The 19,867-nt window shown below is 72.4% G+C and carries 16 protein-coding genes and 1 riboswitch; of the genes, 5 read left to right on the top strand and 11 right to left on the bottom strand.

The window, feature by feature from the left end:
* Positions 1–200: 200 nt before the first annotated feature.
* Positions 201–1,319, top strand: coding sequence for a GNAT family N-acetyltransferase (locus tag VHW64_RS17675; RefSeq protein ID WP_329651890.1), 1,119 nt, complete (start codon positions 201–203; stop codon positions 1,317–1,319).
* A gap of 76 nt (positions 1,320–1,395) precedes the next feature.
* Entirely contained in the window at positions 1,396–3,000 is a 1,605-nt protein-coding gene (locus tag VHW64_RS17670; protein ID WP_329651889.1) for a hypothetical protein, read from the top strand.
* A gap of 72 nt (positions 3,001–3,072) precedes the next feature.
* Here VHW64_RS17670 and VHW64_RS17665 read toward each other — a convergent pair whose 3' ends face one another.
* The 3 genes from VHW64_RS17665 to VHW64_RS17655 all read right to left on the bottom strand — a co-directional run bounded on the left by VHW64_RS17665 (position 3,073) and on the right by VHW64_RS17655 (position 7,482).
* On the bottom strand, positions 3,073–4,284 hold the full coding sequence (locus tag VHW64_RS17665) for an MFS transporter (protein ID WP_329651888.1): 1,212 nt from the start codon (positions 4,282–4,284) through the stop codon (positions 3,073–3,075).
* A gap of 92 nt (positions 4,285–4,376) precedes the next feature.
* Entirely contained in the window at positions 4,377–6,641 is a 2,265-nt protein-coding gene (locus VHW64_RS17660; protein ID WP_329651887.1) for an NADP-dependent isocitrate dehydrogenase, read from the bottom strand.
* Positions 6,642–6,699: 58 nt separating this feature from the next.
* Positions 6,700–7,482: a hypothetical protein gene (locus VHW64_RS17655; RefSeq protein WP_329651886.1), complete on the bottom strand. Its 783-nt coding sequence runs from the start codon at positions 7,480–7,482 to the stop codon at positions 6,700–6,702.
* A 103-nt stretch (positions 7,483–7,585) separates the two neighbouring features.
* Here VHW64_RS17655 and VHW64_RS17650 point away from each other — a divergent pair, with 103 nt between their 5' ends.
* On the top strand, positions 7,586–8,581 hold the full coding sequence (locus VHW64_RS17650; RefSeq protein ID WP_329651885.1) for a malate dehydrogenase: 996 nt from the start codon (positions 7,586–7,588) through the stop codon (positions 8,579–8,581).
* Positions 8,582–8,698: 117 nt separating this feature from the next.
* Here VHW64_RS17650 and VHW64_RS17645 read toward each other — a convergent pair whose 3' ends face one another.
* From VHW64_RS17645 to purN, 4 genes are all read right to left on the bottom strand, one after another.
* Positions 8,699–9,109 carry a DUF3017 domain-containing protein gene (locus VHW64_RS17645; protein WP_329651884.1) on the bottom strand — a complete coding sequence of 137 codons (411 nt, stop codon included), beginning with the start codon at positions 9,107–9,109 and terminating at the stop codon, positions 8,699–8,701.
* 4 nt (positions 9,110–9,113) lie between these two features.
* Positions 9,114–9,959: a bifunctional methylenetetrahydrofolate dehydrogenase/methenyltetrahydrofolate cyclohydrolase gene (locus tag VHW64_RS17640; protein WP_329651883.1), complete on the bottom strand. Its 846-nt coding sequence runs from the start codon at positions 9,957–9,959 to the stop codon at positions 9,114–9,116.
* Positions 9,960–9,983: 24 nt separating this feature from the next.
* Positions 9,984–11,552 (bottom strand): bifunctional phosphoribosylaminoimidazolecarboxamide formyltransferase/IMP cyclohydrolase, encoded by a 1,569-nt coding sequence (purH, locus tag VHW64_RS17635; protein WP_329651882.1) that lies wholly within the window; start codon positions 11,550–11,552, stop codon positions 9,984–9,986.
* Positions 11,553–11,586: 34 nt separating this feature from the next.
* Positions 11,587–11,663, bottom strand: a riboswitch (ZMP/ZTP riboswitch).
* 3 nt (positions 11,664–11,666) lie between these two features.
* Positions 11,667–12,284, bottom strand: a complete 618-nt coding sequence (gene purN / locus VHW64_RS17630; RefSeq protein WP_329651881.1) for a phosphoribosylglycinamide formyltransferase — start codon at positions 12,282–12,284, stop codon at positions 11,667–11,669.
* Between the two features lie 136 nt (positions 12,285–12,420).
* On the opposite strand from purN, the gene VHW64_RS17625 reads away from it, so the two are divergent.
* Complete coding sequence (locus VHW64_RS17625) at positions 12,421–13,803, top strand: hypothetical protein (protein ID WP_329651880.1); 1,383 nt, start codon at positions 12,421–12,423, stop codon at positions 13,801–13,803.
* A 148-nt stretch (positions 13,804–13,951) separates the two neighbouring features.
* Here VHW64_RS17625 and VHW64_RS17620 read toward each other — a convergent pair whose 3' ends face one another.
* A complete protein-coding gene (locus VHW64_RS17620; protein WP_329651879.1) occupies positions 13,952–15,211 on the bottom strand; it encodes a DUF6350 family protein in 1,260 nt (419 codons plus the stop codon).
* 128 nt (positions 15,212–15,339) lie between these two features.
* Between VHW64_RS17620 and VHW64_RS17615 the strand changes: the two genes are divergently transcribed.
* A complete protein-coding gene (locus VHW64_RS17615; protein ID WP_329651878.1) occupies positions 15,340–17,172 on the top strand; it encodes a hypothetical protein in 1,833 nt (610 codons plus the stop codon).
* A 40-nt stretch (positions 17,173–17,212) separates the two neighbouring features.
* Here VHW64_RS17615 and sucD read toward each other — a convergent pair whose 3' ends face one another.
* From sucD to VHW64_RS17600, 3 genes are all read right to left on the bottom strand, one after another.
* Entirely contained in the window at positions 17,213–18,100 is an 888-nt protein-coding gene (gene sucD, locus VHW64_RS17610) for a succinate--CoA ligase subunit alpha (RefSeq protein ID WP_329651877.1), read from the bottom strand.
* 12 nt (positions 18,101–18,112) lie between these two features.
* Positions 18,113–19,273, bottom strand: a complete 1,161-nt coding sequence (gene sucC, locus VHW64_RS17605; RefSeq protein WP_329651876.1) for an ADP-forming succinate--CoA ligase subunit beta — start codon at positions 19,271–19,273, stop codon at positions 18,113–18,115.
* Positions 19,274–19,397: 124 nt separating this feature from the next.
* Positions 19,398–19,805, bottom strand: coding sequence for a cobalamin B12-binding domain-containing protein (locus tag VHW64_RS17600; RefSeq protein ID WP_329651875.1), 408 nt, complete (start codon positions 19,803–19,805; stop codon positions 19,398–19,400).
* Positions 19,806–19,867: the final 62 nt, after the last annotated feature.

The following is a 19,867-nucleotide window of genomic DNA, read 5'->3' as shown; positions in this document are numbered from 1 at the left end:
GTGCCGGCCTCCCGGCGCCTGGGCGGGCTCCCCCGAGCCGGACCCGCCCAGGAAGGCGGGTGCCAGTGAGAGCCACCCGGCCAGGAGCACGCCGTAGGCGATCACCCGCATACCTGCCCAACGAGCGGACCCGGCCAGGGTTAGGCGTCGCGGTGGTCTGGTCGGTTGCCCCCTCGCCTCTGCGTTGGCAGGGTGCGGCCATGAACGCGGCGCCCACCCTCACCGACGGCCACGTCACGCTGCGCGCGCACCGTGCGGACGACGTCCCGGGCTGCTTCGAGCAGTGCCAGGACCCGGTCAGCCAGCGATGGACGACGGTCCCGGTGCCCTACTCGCCCGACGACGCGCGGCACTTCGTGACCGAGCTGGTCCCCCAGGGCTGGTCGGACGGGTCGTCATGGGCGTTCGCCGTCGAGGTCGACGAGAGGTACGCCGGCACCGTCGAGCTGCGCGACCGGGGCGAGGGTCGGCTCGAGGTCGCCTTCGGGTCGCATCCGTGGGTGCGCGGCAGCGGCGCGATGACCCGCGCCGTCCGGCTGCTCGTGGACTGGGGCTTCGCCGAGCGCGATGCCCGGGTGGTCCTCTGGCAGGCACACCAGGGCAACTGGGCCTCCCGCAGGCTCGCCTGGCGACTGGGGTTCACCTACGAGGGCACGGTCCGGGCGGCCCTGCATCAGCGCGGCGAGCTGCGCGACGCCTGGGTCGCGACGCTCCTGGCCACCGACGACCGGGAGCCCAAGGGCGTCTGGCTCGACGTCCCCGTGCTGGAGGCCGAGGAACTCCGACTGCGGCCCTGGCGCGAGTCGGACGTGCCGCGCATCGTCGAGGCCAGCTCCGACGAGCGCACCCGCACCTGGCTCGGGAGGATGCCATCCCCCTACGGCGACTCCGACGCCCGGGCGTGGCTGGAGCATCAGCAGGAGAACCTCGCGACCGGGGACGGCGTCCAGTGGGCGGTCGTCGACGTGACGGGTGGCGAGGAGGGTGAGGACCGTGCCCTGGCAGCGGTCGGGTACTTCCACTACCAGCCCGAGGTCGAGCTGGAGATCGGCTACTGGACCCACCCGGACGCCCGGGGCCGTGGCGTGATGACCCGGGCGGTGGCACGGGTCGTGCAGTACGCCTTCGAGGACCTCGGGGTTCGCCGCGTGCTGGCCGGCGCTGCCGTCGACAACGCCGCATCGCGACGCGTGATCGAGGCGAACGGCCTGAGGGCCTGGGGCACCGAGCGGCTCGGGACCTTCGTGCGCGCCGGTCGCGCCGACTGCGTCTTCTACGACGTGCTGATCGAGGAGTGGCGCCAGCAGCGACGCCGGTGACCCGCGCGCAGGATTTCCGGCCTGTGGCCGGACTTGGCACAATGGATGCGACTGTGCAGTGAGGAGGACGGGGAGCATGTCACGCGCGATCTCGTCTCTGCGCACCCGGCGCATGCTGACCTGGTTCGTCCCGTCAGTCGGTCTCGCGCTGTACCTCATCTTGGTGCCACCGGTTCCCGACTTCGCCGCGCAGGCGACCCGCGCGGAGATCTTCCAGAAGCTCGGCAACATCACCTGGTGGCCCGGGTGGTACGGCGGGCTCGAGCTGCCGACGTACTCCGTGATCGCGCCGGGGGTGATGGCCACGATCGGCGTGGCGACGACCGGGGCGCTGGCCGCCGCGATCTGCATGGTGTGCGCGCACCTGCTCCTGCGCGACTCCGCCCGGCCACGCGCCGCCAGTGTCGTCTTCGCCGCCAGCGTGCTGCTGAACCTCTTCGGTGGCCGGATCACCTTCCTGGTCGGCCTCGCCGCCGCGATGGCCGCGATCCTCGCGATCTCGCGCAGGCACCCCTGGCTGGCCGGGATCGCGACCGTCGTCAGCGTCCTGGGCAGCCCCCTGGCCGGACTCTTCACCGGCATCGTCGCCGCCGCGGTCCTCCTCGGCGATCCCACCCGCCGGCGCGAGGCGCTGGTCACCGGGGCCGCGACGGCCGCCTCGTTGGGGACGCTCACGGTGCTGTTCCATGACCCCGGGGTGATGGGGTCGCCGCCCAGCCAGATGTTCCTGGCGCTCCTCGGCCTGGCCCTCGTGGTGGTCGCGTGCGACAACCGCACGATCCGGGTCGGCGCGGTCATCGTCGCGGTCGGCCTTCTGGCCTGCCTCGTGGTGCCCAACAGCGTCGGGCTCAACCTGACCCGGATGGTCTGGCTGCTCGCGGCCCCGCTGATCGTGGGCTACGGCCAGCGGCCGGACCGCCACGTGCTCGCGCTGACGGCCCTGGCGCTGATCTTCCCCGCGGCCGACGTGTCGTGGCAGCTGGCCGAGGCCGACTCGCCCTCCGCGTCGCGGGCGTACTACACCCCGCTCCTGCACCAGCTCCAAGCCCGCATGGACACCGACCGGCGGCTGGGGCAGCGCATCGAGGTCGTCGAGCCGCAGTCGAAGGGAGCTGCGCGCTACGTCGGCGAGACCATGCCGGTCGCCCGGGGCTGGGAGCGCCAGGCCGACATGACCGACAACCCGATCTTCTACCAGAAGGACGGGCTGGACGCGGCGTCGTACCGGCGCTGGCTCGACAGCCTGGCGGTCGCCTACGTCGCCGTGCCGAACACGAAGCTCGACTTCGCGTCGGTCGACGAGGCGAAGCTGATCGCCGGCGGCCTGCCCTATCTGCACGTGGTCTGGGACAACGCCGACTGGACGCTGTACCAGGTCGCGCGATCCGCTCCCCTGGTCCGCAACGCCCAGGTCATCTCGATGTCCGGCAACCAGCTGCGCCTGTGGGTCGAGCACCCGGGCCCGGTCCCGATCCAGATCCGGTGGTCCAGCCACCTCGCGGTCCTCGACGCGAGCCGCCCGGTCTCCGACGACGTCCGCGCCCACGGCTGCCTGTCGCAGAGCGGGCAGTGGATCATGCTGCACGCCCACCGGATGGGCGCCTACGTGCTCACCTCCGACTTCGACGTCATCCCCGGCGACCAGCGCCGCGGCGGCACCTGTCGTCAGCCCGGCAGCTGAGCACCCCCCGGTCGGGCTCCGCCGCCCGGCGGTGAGGCAGCGACATCTCGGAGCGCGATGAAGGTGGCTGGCTCACCGCTCCAGGCCGGGGACCCGGCGAGCGGTCGTGGCCGCCAGGAGCAGGACGCCGAGGCCCGCGACAGCGAGCGCCGAGCCGATCAGGGCCGGTGCGCGGTATCCCCAGCCGGCGGCGATGACCAGGCCACCGAGCCATGCGCCCAGGGCGTTGCCGACGTTGAGCGAGGAGTGGTTCATCGCGGCGCCCAGCGTCTGGGCCTCGCCGGCGACCGACATCAGCCGGAGCTGGAGGTTGACGACGAGGACCGAGGAGGAGACCGCCACCAGGAACGCCGGCACGAGCGCCCACCAGCCCGCCGGCGCCAGCGCGGCGTAGGCCAGCAACAGCAGGGCCATCGCGGCCGAGGACCCGAGCAGCGAGCGGAAGACCGACCAGTCGGCCAGGGCCCCGGCCACGTAGGTGCCGGCCACCATGCCGAGGCCGAAGACGAGCAGGAAGACCGGCACCGCGCCGTCCGCGAGCCCGCCCACCTGGGTGACGACCTTGGCGATGTAGGAGTAGAGCGCGAACATCCCGCCGAAGCCGATCGCGCCGGCCAGCAGGGTGAGCCACACCTGAGGCTCGGCGAACAGGCTCAGCTCACGGCGTCCGGTGGCCTCGCCGTCCCCCGGGCTCGCCGGGACCAGCGCGGTGACCAGGACGGCGGTCAGCGCGGCAAGGCCGGCGGCGACCCAGAAGGCAGAGCGCCAGCCGAGGTGCTGGCCGAGCCAGGTGGCCACCGGGACGCCCGCGACGTTGGCGACCGAGAGGCCCAGCATCACCATCGAGACCGCGCGGCCCTCACGCCCGCGCGGGGCGAGGCCGGCCGCGACCAGGGAGGCGACGCCGAAGTAGGCGCCGTGGGGGACGCCGGACAGGAAGCGGGCCAGCAGGAGCAGCCCGTAGCCGGCCGCCAGAGCGCTGAGCGCGTTCGCGCCGGCGTAGGCAGCCATCAGGGCCACCAGCAGCCCGCGCCGCGGCAGCCGGGCACCCAGGAACGCCAGCACCGGGGCGCCGACGACCACGCCCAGGGCATACGCCGAGATCAGGTGGCCCGCGGTCGGGATCGACACTCCCACCCCGTCGGCGATCTGCGGCAGCAGGCCCATCGCCATGAACTCGGTGGTCCCGATGGCGAAGCCGCCCATCGCCAGTGCCAGCAGGGACAGGCCGTAGGGAGTGCTCCGCGCTCGTGCGGTCCGGCCGGGGGTCTGCGTCGTCGTCATGCTCACCCCAGTCTGGAGCCACTGCGCCGGATCGGGAATTCCTCAGTCGCCCGGAGTTCCTCAGCCGGCCGCCCTCCCTCAGCCGCCCTCCCTCAGCCGCCCAGTGCGGCGAGCGCCGCGTTGAAGGTCGGCGACGGGCGCATCACCGCGTTCGCCTTGGCGTCGTCGGGGCGGTAGTAGCCGCCGAGGTCGACCGGGTGCCCCTGGACGCCGACCAGCTCGTCGTTGATCGCCTGCTCGCTCTGCCTCAGCGTGTCGGCCAGCGCCTGGAAGGCTCCCGCGAGCTCCGGGTCGTCGTCCTGCTCGACCAGCTCCTGGGCCCAGTACGTCGCGAGGTAGAAGTGCGAGCCACGGTTGTCGATCGAGCCGATGCGACGGGCCGGTGACCTGTTCTCGTTGAGGAACGTGCCGGTGGCGCGGTCGAGGGTCTCGCCGAGGATCTTGGCGTGGGGGTTGTCGTTCGCGGCGGCGTACTTGCCGAACGACTCGGCCAGCGCGAGGAACTCTCCCAGGCTGTCCCAGCGCAGGTAGTCCTCCTTGACCAGCTGCTGCACGTGCTTGGGAGCGGAGCCGCCGGCACCGGTCTCGAAGAGGCCCCCGCCGTTGATCAGCGGCACGATCGAGAGCATCTTGGCGCTGGTGCCCAGCTCGAGGATCGGGAACAGGTCGGTGAGGTAGTCGCGCAGCACGTTGCCGGTGACCGAGATCGTGTCCTCGCCGCGCCGGATCCGCTCCAGGGAGTACGCCGTGGCGAGCTGCGGCGAGAGGATCTCGATCTGCGGGGCGGGGCCGTCAGCCGGCGACCCCTGGTGTTCGGGCTGGTGTCCGGGCAGGTGCTCGGGCAGGTACTCACGGACCTTGGCGATCACGCTCGCGTCGTGGGCGCGGCTCTCGTCGAGCCAGAAGACCGCGGGCACGCCGGTGGCCCGCGCGCGGGTGACCGCCAGCTTGACCCAGTCGCGGACGGCGACGTCCTTGGTCTGGCAGGCCCGCCAGATGTCGCCGGCCTCGACGTCGTGCTCGATCAGCACCGCACCCGAGCCGTCGAGCACGCGCACGGTGCCCGGGGCCGAGATCTCGAAGGTCTTGTCGTGCGAGCCGTACTCCTCGGCCGCCTGGGCCATCAGCCCGACGTTGGGCACCGACCCCATCGTGGTCGGGTCGAAGGCGCCGTGCTTGCGGCAGTCGTCGATCACGGCTTGGTAGACGCCGGCGTAGGACGAGTCGGGGATCACCGCCAGGGTGTCGGCCTCCTGGCCGTCAGGACCCCACATGTGGCCGCTCGTGCGGATCATCGCCGGCATGGACGCGTCGATGATGACGTCGGAGGGGACGTGCAGGTTGGTGATGCCGCGGTCGGAGTCGACCATCGCCAGGGCCGGGCCCTCGGCGATGCCGGCCTCGAACGCCGCCTGGATCTCCGCGCCGTCCTCCAGCGAGCCCAGGCCGGCCAGGATGCCCCCCAGGCCGTTGGTCGGGCTCAGGCCCGCGGCGGCGAGCTGCTCGCCGTACGTCGCGAAGACCTCCGGGAAGAACGCCGTGACGACGTGGCCGAACACCACCGGGTCGCTGACCTTCATCATCGTCGCCTTGAGATGCACCGAGAACAGCACGTCGTCGGCCTTGGCCCGGGCGATCGCGTCAGCCAGGAAGGCATGGAGATGGCTGACCTGCATCACCGTGGCGTCGACGATCTCGCCGGCCACCACCGGCACGGCGTCCTTGAGCACCGTGAGGGTGCCGTCCTCGGCCTCGTGCTCGATGCGCAGGACGTCGTCGCCGGCCACGACGACGGACTTCTCGTTGGACCGGAAGTCGTGGCCGCCCATGGTCGTGACGTTGGTGCGCGAGTCGGGGCTCCAGGCACCCATCGAGTGCGGGTGCTTGCGTGCGTACTGCTTCACCGACTCCGGAGCGCGACGGTCGGAGTTGCCCTCGCGCAGCACCGGGTTGACCGCGCTGCCCTTGACCTTGTCGTAGCGGGACCGCCAGTCGCGCTGCTCGTCGTCGGCCGGGCTGTCGGGGTAGTCCGGCAGGTCGTAGCCCTGCTGCTGGAGCTCGGCGACGGCCGCCTTCAGCTGCGGCACCGAGGCCGAGATGTTGGGCAGCTTGATGATGTTGGCCTCGGGGCGCGTCGCCAGCTCGCCCAGCTCGGCCAGCGCGTCGTCGATCCGCTGCTCGTCGGTGAGCCGCTCGGGGAACTGCGCGATGATCCGCCCGGCCAGGGAGATGTCGCGCGTCTCCACGACCACGCCCGCCTGCGCGGCGTACGCCTGGACGATCGGCAGGAAGGAGTACGTCGCCAGCAGCGGCGCCTCGTCGGTGCGGGTGTAGATGATCGCGGGAGTCTGGGACACGTCAAGGACGCTAGTCAGGCGCCCCGACCCCGGGCAAACCGGGGCGGCGGGTCACCGGTCACGGGCTCGAGAAGTGCACCAGCTGGAGGTTCACCGACGTCGACGTCGTGTCCGTCTGCGCGACCAACCCGATGCCCCGCGCGAAGAACGTCTGGACGATGTGGATCGGCGCCAGGCTGCTGAGGTCGCGGGTCACCACGGTGTGCCGGTAGGTGTGCTCGGTGGTCGACACGGTGCCGTCGAGCGAGAGGACGGTGCTGTGCCGAGCCACGACGCGCGGCTGCGAGCCGTTGAGGTAGCCGTCGCCCATCCGGGGCGCGGCGCTGAGGACGAGCCCGGCCTCGGCGTGAGAGTCGCCAGCCAGCCACGACCGGGTGGCCAGGGCGTCGAGCGGAGGGCCGAACGGCGTCACCCGCTGGCCGAACCACCACACGTCACCGGCCCGGTCGGCGGCGTACCACCGGACCATGACGGTGTGCGCGCGGCGGCCCACGAGCGCCTGCCACCGCACGGCCCGCGTCGCGATCCCGTCGACCACCCGCCGGCCGGGCAGCACCGTGGCCGTGACCCGCTCATGGCCGGTGGGGCTGTACTGGCGGTAGGTCCACCTGGTCCCGGGCGCCAGCGGGAACCACGGGTTGGTCGCGCCGCCGCCGAAGTCGGCGGGGTCGGGACTCGGGGTCGGGATGGCGAGCTCGTCGATGCCCGTCGGACCGACCGGCTCGGCCGACGCTCCACAGCCGGCGAGGCAGCCGGCGAGCAGTGCGCCGACGGCTGCCAGCCCGAGCTCCCGGACGCTCCCGACCGTGCCGCGCGGCCTCGGGGCACGCGCGCGGGTCATGTCCAGCAGCATGACAGCCCGGAAGAGTCGCGCCGGGCTCGCGCTGCTAGCGTCGGAAGCGTCGCCTGCTGTCCGCACTGTGTCCGCACTCGAGGAGTCCGAAGTGAGTCCAGCCCCGCTCAAGGTCGCCGTCACCGGTGCGGCCGGCCAGATCGGCTACAGCCTGCTGTTCCGTCTTGCGAGCGGCTCCCTGCTGGGTGCCGACCACCCGGTCGAGCTGCGCCTGCTCGAGATCGAGCCGGCCCTGAAGGCGCTCGAGGGCGTGGTCATGGAGCTCGACGACTGCGCGTTCCCCAGCCTGGCGGGCGTCGAGATCGGCTCGGATCCCGAGCGGGTCTTCGACGGCGTCAACCTCGCGCTGCTCGTCGGCGCGCGACCCCGCGGTCCCGGCATGGAGCGCGGCGACCTGCTCGAGGCCAACGGCGCGATCTTCACCGCGCAGGGCAGGGCCTTGAACTCCGTCGCCGCCGCCGACGTGCGGATCGGCGTCACCGGCAACCCGGCGAACACCAACGCGCTGATCGCCATGAGCAACGCCCCGGACATCCCCCAGGAGCGCTTCTCGGCGCTCACGCGCCTCGACCACAACCGTGCCATCTCGCAGCTCGCGCGGAAGACGGGCGCCTCGGTCAACGACATCGCGAAGATGACGATCTGGGGCAACCACTCGGCCACCCAGTACCCCGACCTGTTCCACGCCGAGGTCGGCGGCGCCAACGCCGCCGAGGCCGTGAACGACCAGGACTGGCTGGAGAACACCTTCATCCCGACCGTGGCCAAGCGCGGCGCCGCGATCATCGACGCCCGGGGATCCTCGTCGGCCGCCTCGGCGGCGTCGGCGACGATCGACGCGGCCCACGACTGGCTGCTGGGCTCGGCCGAGGGCGACTGGGTCTCGATGGCGGTGCGCTCCGACGGCTCCTACGGCGTGCCCGAGGGCCTGGTCTCGTCGTTCCCCGTCACCACCTCGGATGGTCACTGGACGATCGTCCAGGACTTGGAGATCGACGACTTCTCCCGCTCGCGCATCGACGCCTCCGTCGCCGAGCTGGTCGAGGAGAAGGACGCCGTCACCCAGCTCGGCCTGCTCCAGACCTAGCGAAGTGCCGATCAACGGCGCGGTGTCGACGGCATGGTGGGCGCACGTCGAGCGGCTGCAACGCAGCCGGCGTGCGCGCATCGCGGCGCGCAGCAGCCGGGACTGGTCGGCGCTTCCCTAGAGCGGGGGCTGGTTGGGGATGCTGCTCGAGAGGAACCACAGCGCCGCGCCCAGCAGCACGAGAATGACGACGTCGACGGAGCGACGGCGTACGGCGAGCATCCCTGCCTGCTGGGCCGGGATGGCCAACCGCACGAGCGCGGCGAGGACGAGCCCGCCCGCGACCGCCTTCACGCCGGCTCGCCAGTGGCCCTGCGACACCACGGCCAGCCCGACCGCCGAGATCCCCAGCACGACCAGGTAGAACATCCCGCCCAGGGTCGAGGGGTAGCGACGGCCCTGTGGCTCCGCCGACGCCGCGGGCACGTCGGGCCGCGGCGGGTCGAGCCCGACCTCGGGCTCGACCTCGGACACGCGCTCCGGCTCGTGCTCTCGCGGCTCCACGTCCGCCTTCCCGTCGAGGTGCACGACGCTAGTGTGCCGCCTGCTCCGCGATGTCCACGACGTTGGTCAGCAACATCGCCCGCGTCATCGGTCCCACACCGCCGGGGTTGGGCGACACCCAGCCGGCCACCCCGGCGACGTCGTCGGCGACGTCACCGGCGATCCGACCGTCGACCCGCGAGACGCCGACGTCGAGGACCGCCGCGCCCGGCTTGACCATGTCGGCGGTGACCAGACCCGGTACGCCGGCCGCGGCCACGATGACATCGGCCCAGCGCGTGTAGTCGGCGAGGGCACGAGTGCCGGTGTGGCACAGCGAGACCGTCGCATTCTCCGTGCGCCTGGTCAGCAGCAGCCCCAGCGGCCGGCCGACGGTGATGCCGCGGCCGACCACGACGACGTTCGCGCCGTTGAGCTCGACCCCGTGCCGGCGGAGCAGCTCGATGCATCCCACGGGGGTGCACGGAACCGGGCCGGGCTCCATCAGCACCAGCTTGCCGAGGTTGACCGGGTGGAGCCCGTCGCAGTCCTTGGCCGGGTCGACTCGGGAGAGCAGTGCGAACTCGTCGAGCCCGGTCGGCTGCTGCACGAGGAACCCGGTGCACGCCGGGTCGGCGTTGAGCTCGTCGATGACCGCTTCCACCTCGGCCTGGGAGGCGGTCGCCGGGAGGTCGCGCCGGATGGACTCGATGCCGATCGAGGCACAGTCCTGGTGCTTGGCGCCGACGTACCAGTGCGAGCCCGGGTCGTCGCCGACCAGGATGGTCCCCAGGCCCGGCGTCACCCCGCGCGCGCGCAGCGCCGTCACCCGCTCGGCAAGCTCGGCCTTGATGGTGCGCAGGGTGGCGGTCCCGTCGAGGATGCGTGCGGTCATGGACGTCGTTCCTACTCGTGGAGGTCAGTGGAAGAAGTGGCGGGTGCCGGTGAGGTACATCGTGACCCCGGCATCCTGGCAGGCCTTGACCGTGACCTCGTCGCGGACCGACCCGCCGGGCTGGACGATGGCCGAGATCCCGGCGTCGAGCAGGATCTGCGGACCGTCCTCGAACGGGAAGAACGCATCGGAGGCCGCCACCGACCCGGCGGCGCGGTCGCCCGCGCGGTCGACGGCGAGCCGGCAGGAGTCGACGCGGTTCACCTGCCCCATGCCGATGCCGACCGACGCGCGGCCCTTGGCCAGCAGGATCGCGTTGGACTTCACCGCGCGGCAGGCCTTCCAGGCGAACGCCAGGTCCTCCAGCACGTCCGCGGAGGCAGCGTCACCGGCCGCCAGGGTCCACTGCGACGGGTCGTCGCCGGGCGCGTCGACGTGGTCGACGCGCTGCATCAGCATGCCCCCGGAGATCCCGCGGAACTCGACGGCGTCGGGGTGGGTGTCGACCGGGCAGCACAGGATCCGGAGGTTCTTGCCGCCTCGGGGCAGCGACCGGAGCACCTCGACCGCGCCTTCGTCGTACGCCGGCGCGACGATCGCCTCGGTGAAGGTCTCCCGCATCGCCTCGGCCATGGCGACCGACACCGGCCGGTTGACCGCGATCACGCCACCGAAGGCCGAGGTCGGGTCGCAGGCGTTGGCGCGCAGGTAGACGTCGGCCACGTCGTCGCCGGTCGCGATGCCGCACGGGTTGGCGTGCTTGATGATCGCCACCGCAGGCTGGCCGAAGTCGCCCGCGGCTCGACGCGCGGCGTCGGTGTCGACGTAGTTGTTGTAGGACATCTCCTTGCCGTGCAGCTGCTCGGCCGCGGCGAGCCCGCCCCGCCAGTGGCGGTACAGCGCCGCGGACTGGTGGGGGTTCTCGCCGTACCTCAGCACCGCCGCGCGCTGCCAGGTGGCACCGGTGAACGCCGGGAACCCGGAGCCGTCGCCCGAGTCGGTCAGCACGCTGCCCATCCACGAGGCGACCTGGACGTCGTACGCCGCGGTGTGGGCGAACGCCTCGGCCGCCAGCCGCTTGCGCTCCTCGAGGGTGAAGCCGCCGGCCGAGACCGCCGCCAGCACGTCGGCGTACCGGTCCGGGGAGGTGACGATGGCCACCGACGGGTGGTTCTTCGCCGCGGCGCGGACCATCGAGGGCCCGCCGATGTCGATCTGCTCGACGCACTCGTCGGGCGAGGCGCCCGACGTCACCGTCGCGACGAACGGGTACAGGTTCGACACGACCAGGTCGAAGGGCTCGATGCCGAGCTCGGCCAGCTGCTGGACGTGGGAGTCCAGCCGGCGGTCCGCCAGGATGCCGGCGTGCACCGTGGGGTGCAGCGTCTTGACCCGGCCGTCGAGGCACTCGGGAAAGCCGGTGAGGTCCTCGACGCGCGTGACCGGCAGGCCGAGCGACTCGATCCGGGCGGCCGAGCCGCCGGTCGAGACCAGCTCGACACCGCCCTCGGCGAGGCCGCGCACGAGGCCGTCGAGGCCGGACTTGTCGTAGACGGAGACCAGGGCACGCCTGATCGGGATGCGGTCGGTCATGAGGGGGACACCACCTTGTCACTCGCACGCTGGCTCCGAGCACCCAGGCGGTCGATGCTCGGCGACGTCACTCCCCGGTGGTTGCCCACCTGCGCCAGTCGTGTGCCGTGAACCCTACCCGAACCGCACCGTGCGGCCCTCGACCGAGAAGCCCTCGCGCGCGATCCGCTCGACCGCCCCGACCAGCATCCTGCGCTCCTCGGTCTTGATCCGCTCGTGCAGGGTCTCGACGGTGTCGTCCTCCTGGACGACCACGGCCGCCTGCGCGAGGATCGGACCGGTGTCGACGCCGGCGTCCACGACGAACAGCGTGCAGCCGGTGACCTTGACGCCGTAGGCAAGCGCGTCGGCGGGCGCGTGCATCCCGGGAAACGCCGGCGAGAGCGCCGGGTGGGTGTTGACCAGACGCCCCCCGAAGGATGCGAGGAAGGTGTCGCCGACGAGCTTCAAGAACCCCGCGAGGACCACCAGGTCGGGCTCGAAGCCGGCCACCGACTCGGTGAGCGCGGCGTCCCAGGCCGCCCGGTGCGCGAAGTCCGAGACCCGATGGGTGAACGTCGAGATACCGGCGCGCTCGGCCCGGGCGAGGGCCTCGATGCCTGGGCGGTCGGCTCCGACGGCCACCACGGCGTACGGCGCACCGTCGGGGTACGCGGCCGGGCCGGCGGCGTCCAGCAGGGCCTGGAGGTTGGTGCCCGAGCCGGACACGAGCACGACGACGCGCAGGGGCACGCGCGGATTTTACCGACATCTTCACCCGTTTCCCCGTCACCGAGGCACCATCCGAACGTTAATTGGGTGTCAAGATGGTCTTGGGGAAGACCTAGTTAGCACAGGCTCCGGGGGACATAGGAAGGTCCCGCCCCCCGTGACCCGGACTCTCGGTGCAGTGCTCGTCCTCGCGTCCTTGGCGGTGATCGGCTCCCAGGCGCCCGCCGGCGCCACCACGGCCGCCCACGGCGCGAGCCACGCGGCCGCCCCCTCCGTCTCGCAGCATCGGACGACCGCCGCCGCGCGATCGAGGAGGAGCGCCTCGATCCACGTCTCGCCGCGCTTCTTCGGGATCCACGACGGCTCGGGACTTGCCTACGGCCGGGTCGACTTCGGCTCGCTCCGACTCTGGGACGCCCAGGTCACCTGGGCCGACATCGAGACCTCGCCAGGCGTCTACGACTGGAGCCGTCTGGACACGCTGGTCCAGCTGGCCCAGGAGCACGACACCGAGGTCACCCTGGTGCTGGCGATGACCCCGTCGTTCTACGCCTCGGCCCCCTCCCTGCCGCCGAGCCGGCTCGCGGACTACCGCGCGTTCGTCACCGCCGTCATGAGCCGCTACCGCGACTTCGACGGCAGCCGCGGCATCCTGGACTACCAGGTCTGGAACGAGGGCAACGTGCGGACCTTCTGGACCGGGACACCGCACCAGCTCGCCCAGATGACCCGGGTCGTGGACCAGGTCCGCGACCAGGTCGACCCGGACGCCACCGTCGTCGCGCCGTCCTTCGCCGTCCGCCTCAAGGGGCAGCGCAAGTGGCTCTCGCAGTACGTCGCCCAGCGGGTCGGCGGCAAGCCGGTGTGGCGCTACTACGACGTGAACGCGCTCAGCCTCTACCCGATGGCGACGTACGGGAGCCGCACCGGCGGCCCCGAGGACGCCGTGGCGATGCTCGGCAACGTCCGGCACCGGCTGGCCGCGGCGAGGGTGCCGGCGTCGATGCCGCTGTGGGCCACCGAGATCAACTACGGCCTGCCCTCCGGCGCTCCCCCCGGCCACCTCGCGGCGGCTCCGATCTCGCAACGGCGCCAGGCGGCCAACGTCATCCGCACCTACCTGCTGGCCGCCGCGGCCGGGGTGTCGCGCGTCTACTGGTACCGCTACGACTGGGACGACCTCCCGGCCTCAGCGGGCGGCGGGACGCTCGGCAACACCTTGCTGTCCGACCCCCAGAACCACTCCGTGGTGACCCCGGCCGGTCAGGCCCTCGCCACGGTCGCCAGCTGGCTGCGCGGCCGGCTCGTCGGCGCCGACGGGAAGCAGCCGTGCGCGAGCAACGCCCACGGCACCTACACCTGCACCGTGCGCTACCACGGCGGCACCCGGACCATCCTGTGGAACCCCTTCCACAAGGTGACCGTCCAGGTCCCCGGCGGCACGACGGAGCAGGACCAGCGCGGCCGCTCCGCCCCCTTGTCACGCCGTACGGCGAAGGTCAAGGTCGGCTACCGCCCGGTGATGGTCACCACCCCCTGACCCCACCCCCCGTGGGCTCCATGGGGTCGGTCAAATCCCCCGCTTACGCGGGGGAGTTGACACTTATTGGGGGTTGCAGCGGCCAGTAAGTGCCAAATTCCCCGCTTCAGCGGGGGATTTGGCAGACCCCGATAGCCCTAAGGGTGGGTTAAGGGGTGGGGGGCGAGGCTGCGGGAGAACGGCGGTGGCGGGCGGTGGCGAGGAGCGAGCCGACGAGCCCGCCGATGCCGAACGTCGCCACCCCGTGCAGAAGGACCTGGAAGACGAAGGGGCCGACGTCGGCCATCCGGCCCGGCCCGACGGCACCGCCGGACAGCGCGGCCAGGACCGCGAAGCCGGTCGCCGCCAGCAGCCCGGCCCCGACACCGCGCAGCGCGGCGTCGTCCCAGCGCGCGGTCGGGTAGCGACGCATCGTGTGATGAACGGCGACCGCCGCCACGAGCGGGGGGATCGCCAGCAGGGCCGACGCCAGGCCCGAGGTGGGTCCGGTGCCGGGCAGGGCAGCCAGGAGCGGGAACATCGGCAGCGGGCCCAGCACCACGGCCGTCGGCGTGACCATGGTGTGAGCACCGACGGCGAAGCCCGGACCCAGGAGGTACGACCCGCTGAAGAGCGTCGCGTTCGGCGTCAGCAGGACGCACACCCCGACCAGGAGTACGGCGGCCCCGGGGCTCGTGTGGAGCTGGGCCATCACGTTGACGGCGTCGTTCCAGCTCAGCACCAGCGAGACGCCGAGCACCACGGCCGCCGCGACGGCGTACCACGCGACGATCCTGCGGGCCGCCACCACGGCGGCGCGCAGCGACAGCGGCAGGAACGACGACCAGATCGCGGCCCGTCCCGAGCCGACGGCGACGGCGCCGCCACCCACCACGACGCACAGGACGACGACCCACAGCAGGGTGCGGGCCAGCGACGGAGAGGTGGCCGGCGTCGCGGCCAGATGGTGGGTCAGCACCGCGACGGCGGCGTACCCGAGCACGAAGACGCCCGTCGCCGAGGCCACCGTCCAGTCCCGCACGCCGTCGGCGATGGCGTCCGCGTCGGGGCCGTGCCCGGACACGGAGTCACCGAGACGGAGCCCGACCCGCCAGACCACGACGGCCGCGAGCAGCGACAGGGCCAGGGGCACGGCGGTCACGCTCGTGCCGTCGATGTGGACGCCGGACCCGTGCGCCGTCAGCCACCCCACGGCCCCGACCCGCAGACCGTCACGCGGCGCGCCGTGCGCACCCGCGTCGGTGAGGAACCAGCCGACGACGCCGCCGGCGAGGCTGGGCAGCAGGGTCGCTCCGGCCGCGGCGATCCCGGCCAGCGCGGCCAGGGCGACCAGGGGTCTGCGGTGTGCGGCGTCCGTCCGGTCGACGGCCGGGGCGGTACGTCGCGGGGCCGGCAGCAAGGAGGTCATGGTCCGGCCATCATCGCCCGGCGGGGCCGCCGGACCGGGGCTGCCACGCCGAAGGGTCCACGGCGCGGGAGTGGCCGCGGTGGTCGATTCGCGAAGCGCGCAAGGTGCCTCGTACCGTGGGCGGCGCCATGTCCGACGCCCACCGGTTCGACGCACAGCGCTTCGACGACTACTACGCCGAGAGCCGCGACCGGATGCTGGCCCTGGCGTTCGCGCTGACCGGAGACCTGGTGGCGTCGCGCGGTGCCGTGCGCGACTCGTTCGTCGCCACCTGGCACCACTGGTCCAGGGTCGGGCGCCTGGAGGACCCCGACCGCTGGGTCCGGCCGCTGGTGTGGAGCCACGCCCAACGCCGACACACCGCCCGCATCTGGCACCGCGACCGCAAGCTGGGCCCCGAGCTGCGGGCGACCCTCGACGCGCTCGGCAAGCTGCCGGCGGTCTCGCGCAAGGCGCTGCTGCTGACCCAGCTGAGCAGCGCGTCCCGCGATGACATGGCGCGTGAGGTGGCGCTGCCGCTCGAGGAGGCCGAGAGCCGGCTCCAGACCGCGACCACCCAGTTCGCCCTCCAGCGCGGCGTGTCCTCGACCGCCGTCCGCGCCCTCCTCGACCAGCTCGCGGCGCACGCGTCGGACGAGCGCTGGCCGCGCGCCACGATCCTGCGCCGGGCGGGCACCTCGCGACGCCGTACCCACGCGATCGCCGGCGCCCTGCTCGTCGTGATCGGCCTGCTGGGCAGTGGGCTGCTCGTCGGCGACGTCCACGGCGTCCACCCCACCTTGGCCGCCGCCGGGGACCGGCTCACCTCGGTCCCGTCCGGCGGCACCGGCGAGGGAGCATCGCCCCCGGCGGTGCAGATCTCGCCGTCGACCCTGGTCTCCACCGCCCAGCTGAGCCGGGCCATCCCGGGACATGCCTGGCGGATCACCGGCACCGATCCCAAGCAGGGCACGACGTTCCCCTGCCAGCTCAGCACGGACGCCGACCCGAAGGCGCAGGGCGCCCTGGTCCGCGGCTTCACGTCTCGGCGTGACGCCACGCATCCGCAGCTGATGGTCGTGCAGTCCATGGAGCTGTCGGCGAGCGACGGCGCGGCCGAGGCCGGGTACGCCGCCGCCAACCGCTGGTTCGGCGGCTGCACGGTGCCGCAGATGCAGCTGATCGGCGTACGCCGGGTCCGGCAGCTCGGCGACGACGCCGAGCAGTACGTCCTGCGCAGCTGGCAGAGCCCCGTCGCGACGTTCGTGCTGGGCGTGGCACGCACCGGTCGGATCAACACCCTGACCCTGACCCGGACGCCGGGCGTCACGGCCCCGGACCTCGGCGGGAACCTGCGGCTGCTCACCGCCGCCGTGGGCGGCCTGTGCTCCTCGACGGGCGGCGGGCAGTGCCCCGCGACGCCCGTGGCCCACGACGTGCCGGCTCCCCCGACCGGGACACCGCCGATGCTCCTCGGCGCCCTGGACCTGCCGCCCGCGGACGGCGTGAGCCAGCCCTGGGTCGCGACGACCGCCGGTCCCGCGACGACGAACGTCGCCGCGACCGGCTGCGACCGCAGCAGCTTCGCCGGCACCGGCTGGCAGCACGCCACCACCCGGTCGTTCCTGGTGCCGGACGCGCACCTCGCCGCGTCGTTCGGCATCACCGAGACCGTGGGCCGGCTGCCGGTGGCTCACGCCGGCTCGTTCGTGGGCGGCGTGAGCGCGAAGCTGGCGTCGTGCCCGCACCGTCAGCTGGGGACCAAGGTGCTCCGGCTCTCCACCGGCGCGACGTGGTCGGCCTGGCGGGTGCGCACCGAGGTCTCCAAGCAGCAGACCCTGACGATGTACATGGGTGTCGTGCGCGACGCCGGCGCCGTGGCCCAGCTCGGCTTCGTCCCGGACGGCACCCACACCATGAGCACCGCGGACTTCCTCGCCCTGCTCCACCGGGCCGGCGAGCGCCTGTCGGCCATGCCCTGACCCGCTGGCCCGCTCCCTCGACGTGTCGAGGGCGAGGTGGTCAGCGGGAGAGGATCTCCCGCATCAGGGCGGCCGTCTCCGAGGGCGTCTTGCCGACCTTGACGCCGACGGCCTCGAGGGCCTCCTGCTTCGCGGCCGCGGTCCCGGAGGAGCCCGAGACGATGGCGCCTGCGTGGCCCATCGTCTTGCCCTCGGGGGCGGTGAACCCCGCGACGTAGCCGACGACCGGCTTGGTGACGTGCTCGGCGATGTAGGCCGCGGCGCGCTCCTCGGCGTCGCCACCGATCTCGCCGATCATCACGATGGCCTGCGTCTCCGGGTCGGCCTCGAACGCCGCCAGCGCGTCGATGTGGGTGGTGCCGACGATCGGGTCGCCGCCGATGCCGATCGCGGTGGAGAAGCCGTAGTCCTTCAGCTCGTACATCATCTGGTAGGTCAGGGTGCCGGACTTGGAGACCAGACCGATCGGACCCGTCCCCGCGATCGTGTGCGGGGTGATCCCGGCCAGCGACTGCCCCGGGGTGATGATGCCCGGGCAGTTCGGCCCGATCATCCGGGTGCCGCTGCCGGCCGGGCCCTGAAGGTAGGCCCAGACCTCCGCGGTGTCCTGCACCGGCACGCCCTCGGTGATCACCACGAGCAGCCCGATGCCGGCGTCGATGGCCTCCAGACAGGCGTCCTTGGTGAACGCCGGCGGCACGAACACCACCGAGACGTCCGCACCGGTCTCGGCCATCGCCTCCTTCACGGTGCCGAAGACGGGTAGCTCGCGGCCGCCGAGCTCGACGCTCGTGCCGGCCTTGCGCGAGTTGACGCCGCCGACGATGGCCGTGCCGGCGTCGAGCATCAGGGTCGTGTGCTTGGAGCCCATGCCGCCGGTCATGCCCTGGACGATGACCTTGGAGTCCTTGTTGAGGTAGATCGACATCGGGTCAGTCCCTCACTTCGAAGCCAGCTCGGCGGCGCGGTCGGCCGCGCCGTCCATGGTGTCGACCTGGGTCACCAGCGGGTGGTCCAGCTGGTCGAGGATCTCCCGACCGCGCTCGACGTTGTTGCCGTCGAGCCGCACGACCAGCGGCTTGGTCGCCTGGTCGCCGAGGATCTCCAGGGCGCCCTTGATGCCGTTGGCGACCTCGTCGCAGGCCGTGATGCCGCCGAAGACGTTGACGAACACGGCCCTGACCTGGGCGTCGCCCAGGATCACGTCGAGCCCGTCGGCCATCACCTGGGCGTTGGCACCGCCGCCGATGTCGAGGAAGTTCGCCGGCTTCACGCCGCCGTGCCGCTGCCCGGCGTACGCCACGACGTCCAGGGTGGACATCACCAGGCCGGCGCCGTTGCCGATGATCCCGACCTCGCCGTCGAGCTTGACGTAGTTCAGGCCCTTCTCCTGGGCCTTGGCCTCCAGCGGGTCGGTCTCGTCGCGAATCTCGAACGCCGCGTGGTCCGGGTGGCGGAAGCCGGCGTTGTCGTCGAGGGTGACCTTGCCGTCGAGCGCCTCGAGCCGGTCACCGGCGAGCCGGGCGAGGGGGTTGACCTCGACCAGGGTCGCGTCCTCCTCGGTGAACACGGTGTAGAGCGCCGCGATCAGCGTGACCGCCTGCTCGAAGACCGCCTCCGGGAAGGCCGCCTCGGTGGCGATCGCGCGCGCCGTCGCCTCGTCGACGCCGACACCGGGGTCGATCGCGATCTGCTTGACGGCGTCCGGGTTGGTCCGGGCGACCTCCTCGATCTCCACGCCGCCCTCGACGCTGGCGATGCAGAGGTACTGCCGGTTGGCGCGGTCGAGCAGGAAGGAGAAGTAGTACTCCTCCTCCGGGGGCGTCGCCGGGGTGACCAGGACGCGGTTGACGGTGAGTCCCTTGATCTGCATCCCGAGGATGTCGGTGGCATGGGCGAAGGCCTCGTCGGGAGTCTTGGCCAGCTTCACTCCGCCGGCATTGCCCCGGCCTCCGGCCTTCACCTGGGCCTTGACCACGCACGGACCGATGTCCGCGGCCGCCGCGCGAGCCTCCTCGGCGGTCGTGACCACGACGCCGAGCGTGGTCGTCACGCCGTGCTTGGCGAAGAGCTCCTTCGCCTGGTACTCCATCAGATCCACGTTCCACCAACTCCTGTGAGACCGGGTCGCGACTCGAGGGCGCGCGCACGGCGCCGCAAGGCCTCTCGCACCCTAGTCCCGGACCGGACGTCCTTCGAAGTCGGGTCGCGGACCGGCGGGACGCTCAGGACTGGTCGGCGAAGGCGCCCGCGACCCACGCGGTGATCTCGGACGTCGTGGCACCGGGCGTGAAGACCTTGGCCACTCCCAGCTCCTCGAGCACCGGGATGTCCTCCTCGGGAATGATCCCGCCGCCGAAGACCCGGATGTCGCCGGCGTCGCGCTCGGCCAGCAGCGTCACCAGCCGACGGAACAGGCTCATGTGCGCGCCCGAGAGGACGGAGAGCCCGACGAGGTCGGCGTCCTCCTGGATCGCGGTCTCGACGATCTGCTCGGGCGTCTGGTGCAAGCCGGTGTAGATCACCTCGTGACCGGCGTCGCGCAGAGCGCGGGCGACGATCTTCGCCCCGCGGTCGTGACCGTCGAGGCCCGGCTTGGCCACCACGATCCGAAGTCGGGACGAGGGAGCCATGACCGAAGACTAACCCGCCTGAGCCAGGGGGATTTCACCCGCCGTGACCTATCCGTTACTGT

It is taken from the genome of Nocardioides sp., assembly GCF_036267815.1.
Lineage (GTDB): Bacteria > Actinomycetota > Actinomycetes > Propionibacteriales > Nocardioidaceae > Nocardioides.
Note: the sequence above shows the minus strand (reverse complement) of the source record. Positions and strands in the feature narration are given on the sequence as shown.

What these genes read in the sequence shown, in the direction of transcription:
- VHW64_RS17675 (WP_329651890.1), top strand. Translation starts at nt 201, where the DNA reads ATGAACGCGGCGCCCACCCTCACCGACGGCCACGTCACGCTGCGCGCG.
- VHW64_RS17670 (WP_329651889.1), top strand. Translation starts at nt 1,396, where the DNA reads ATGTCACGCGCGATCTCGTCTCTGCGCACCCGGCGCATGCTGACCTGG.
- VHW64_RS17665 (WP_329651888.1), bottom strand. Translation starts at nt 4,284, where the DNA reads ATGACGACGACGCAGACCCCCGGCCGGACCGCACGAGCGCGGAGCACT.
- VHW64_RS17655 (WP_329651886.1), bottom strand. Translation starts at nt 7,482, where the DNA reads ATGACCCGCGCGCGTGCCCCGAGGCCGCGCGGCACGGTCGGGAGCGTC.
- VHW64_RS17640 (WP_329651883.1), bottom strand. Translation starts at nt 9,959, where the DNA reads ATGACCGCACGCATCCTCGACGGGACCGCCACCCTGCGCACCATCAAG.
- purH (WP_329651882.1), bottom strand. Translation starts at nt 11,552, where the DNA reads ATGACCGACCGCATCCCGATCAGGCGTGCCCTGGTCTCCGTCTACGAC.
- VHW64_RS17620 (WP_329651879.1), bottom strand. Translation starts at nt 15,211, where the DNA reads ATGACCTCCTTGCTGCCGGCCCCGCGACGTACCGCCCCGGCCGTCGAC.
- VHW64_RS17615 (WP_329651878.1), top strand. Translation starts at nt 15,340, where the DNA reads ATGTCCGACGCCCACCGGTTCGACGCACAGCGCTTCGACGACTACTAC.
- sucD (WP_329651877.1), bottom strand. Translation starts at nt 18,100, where the DNA reads ATGTCGATCTACCTCAACAAGGACTCCAAGGTCATCGTCCAGGGCATG.
- VHW64_RS17600 (WP_329651875.1), bottom strand. Translation starts at nt 19,805, where the DNA reads ATGGCTCCCTCGTCCCGACTTCGGATCGTGGTGGCCAAGCCGGGCCTC.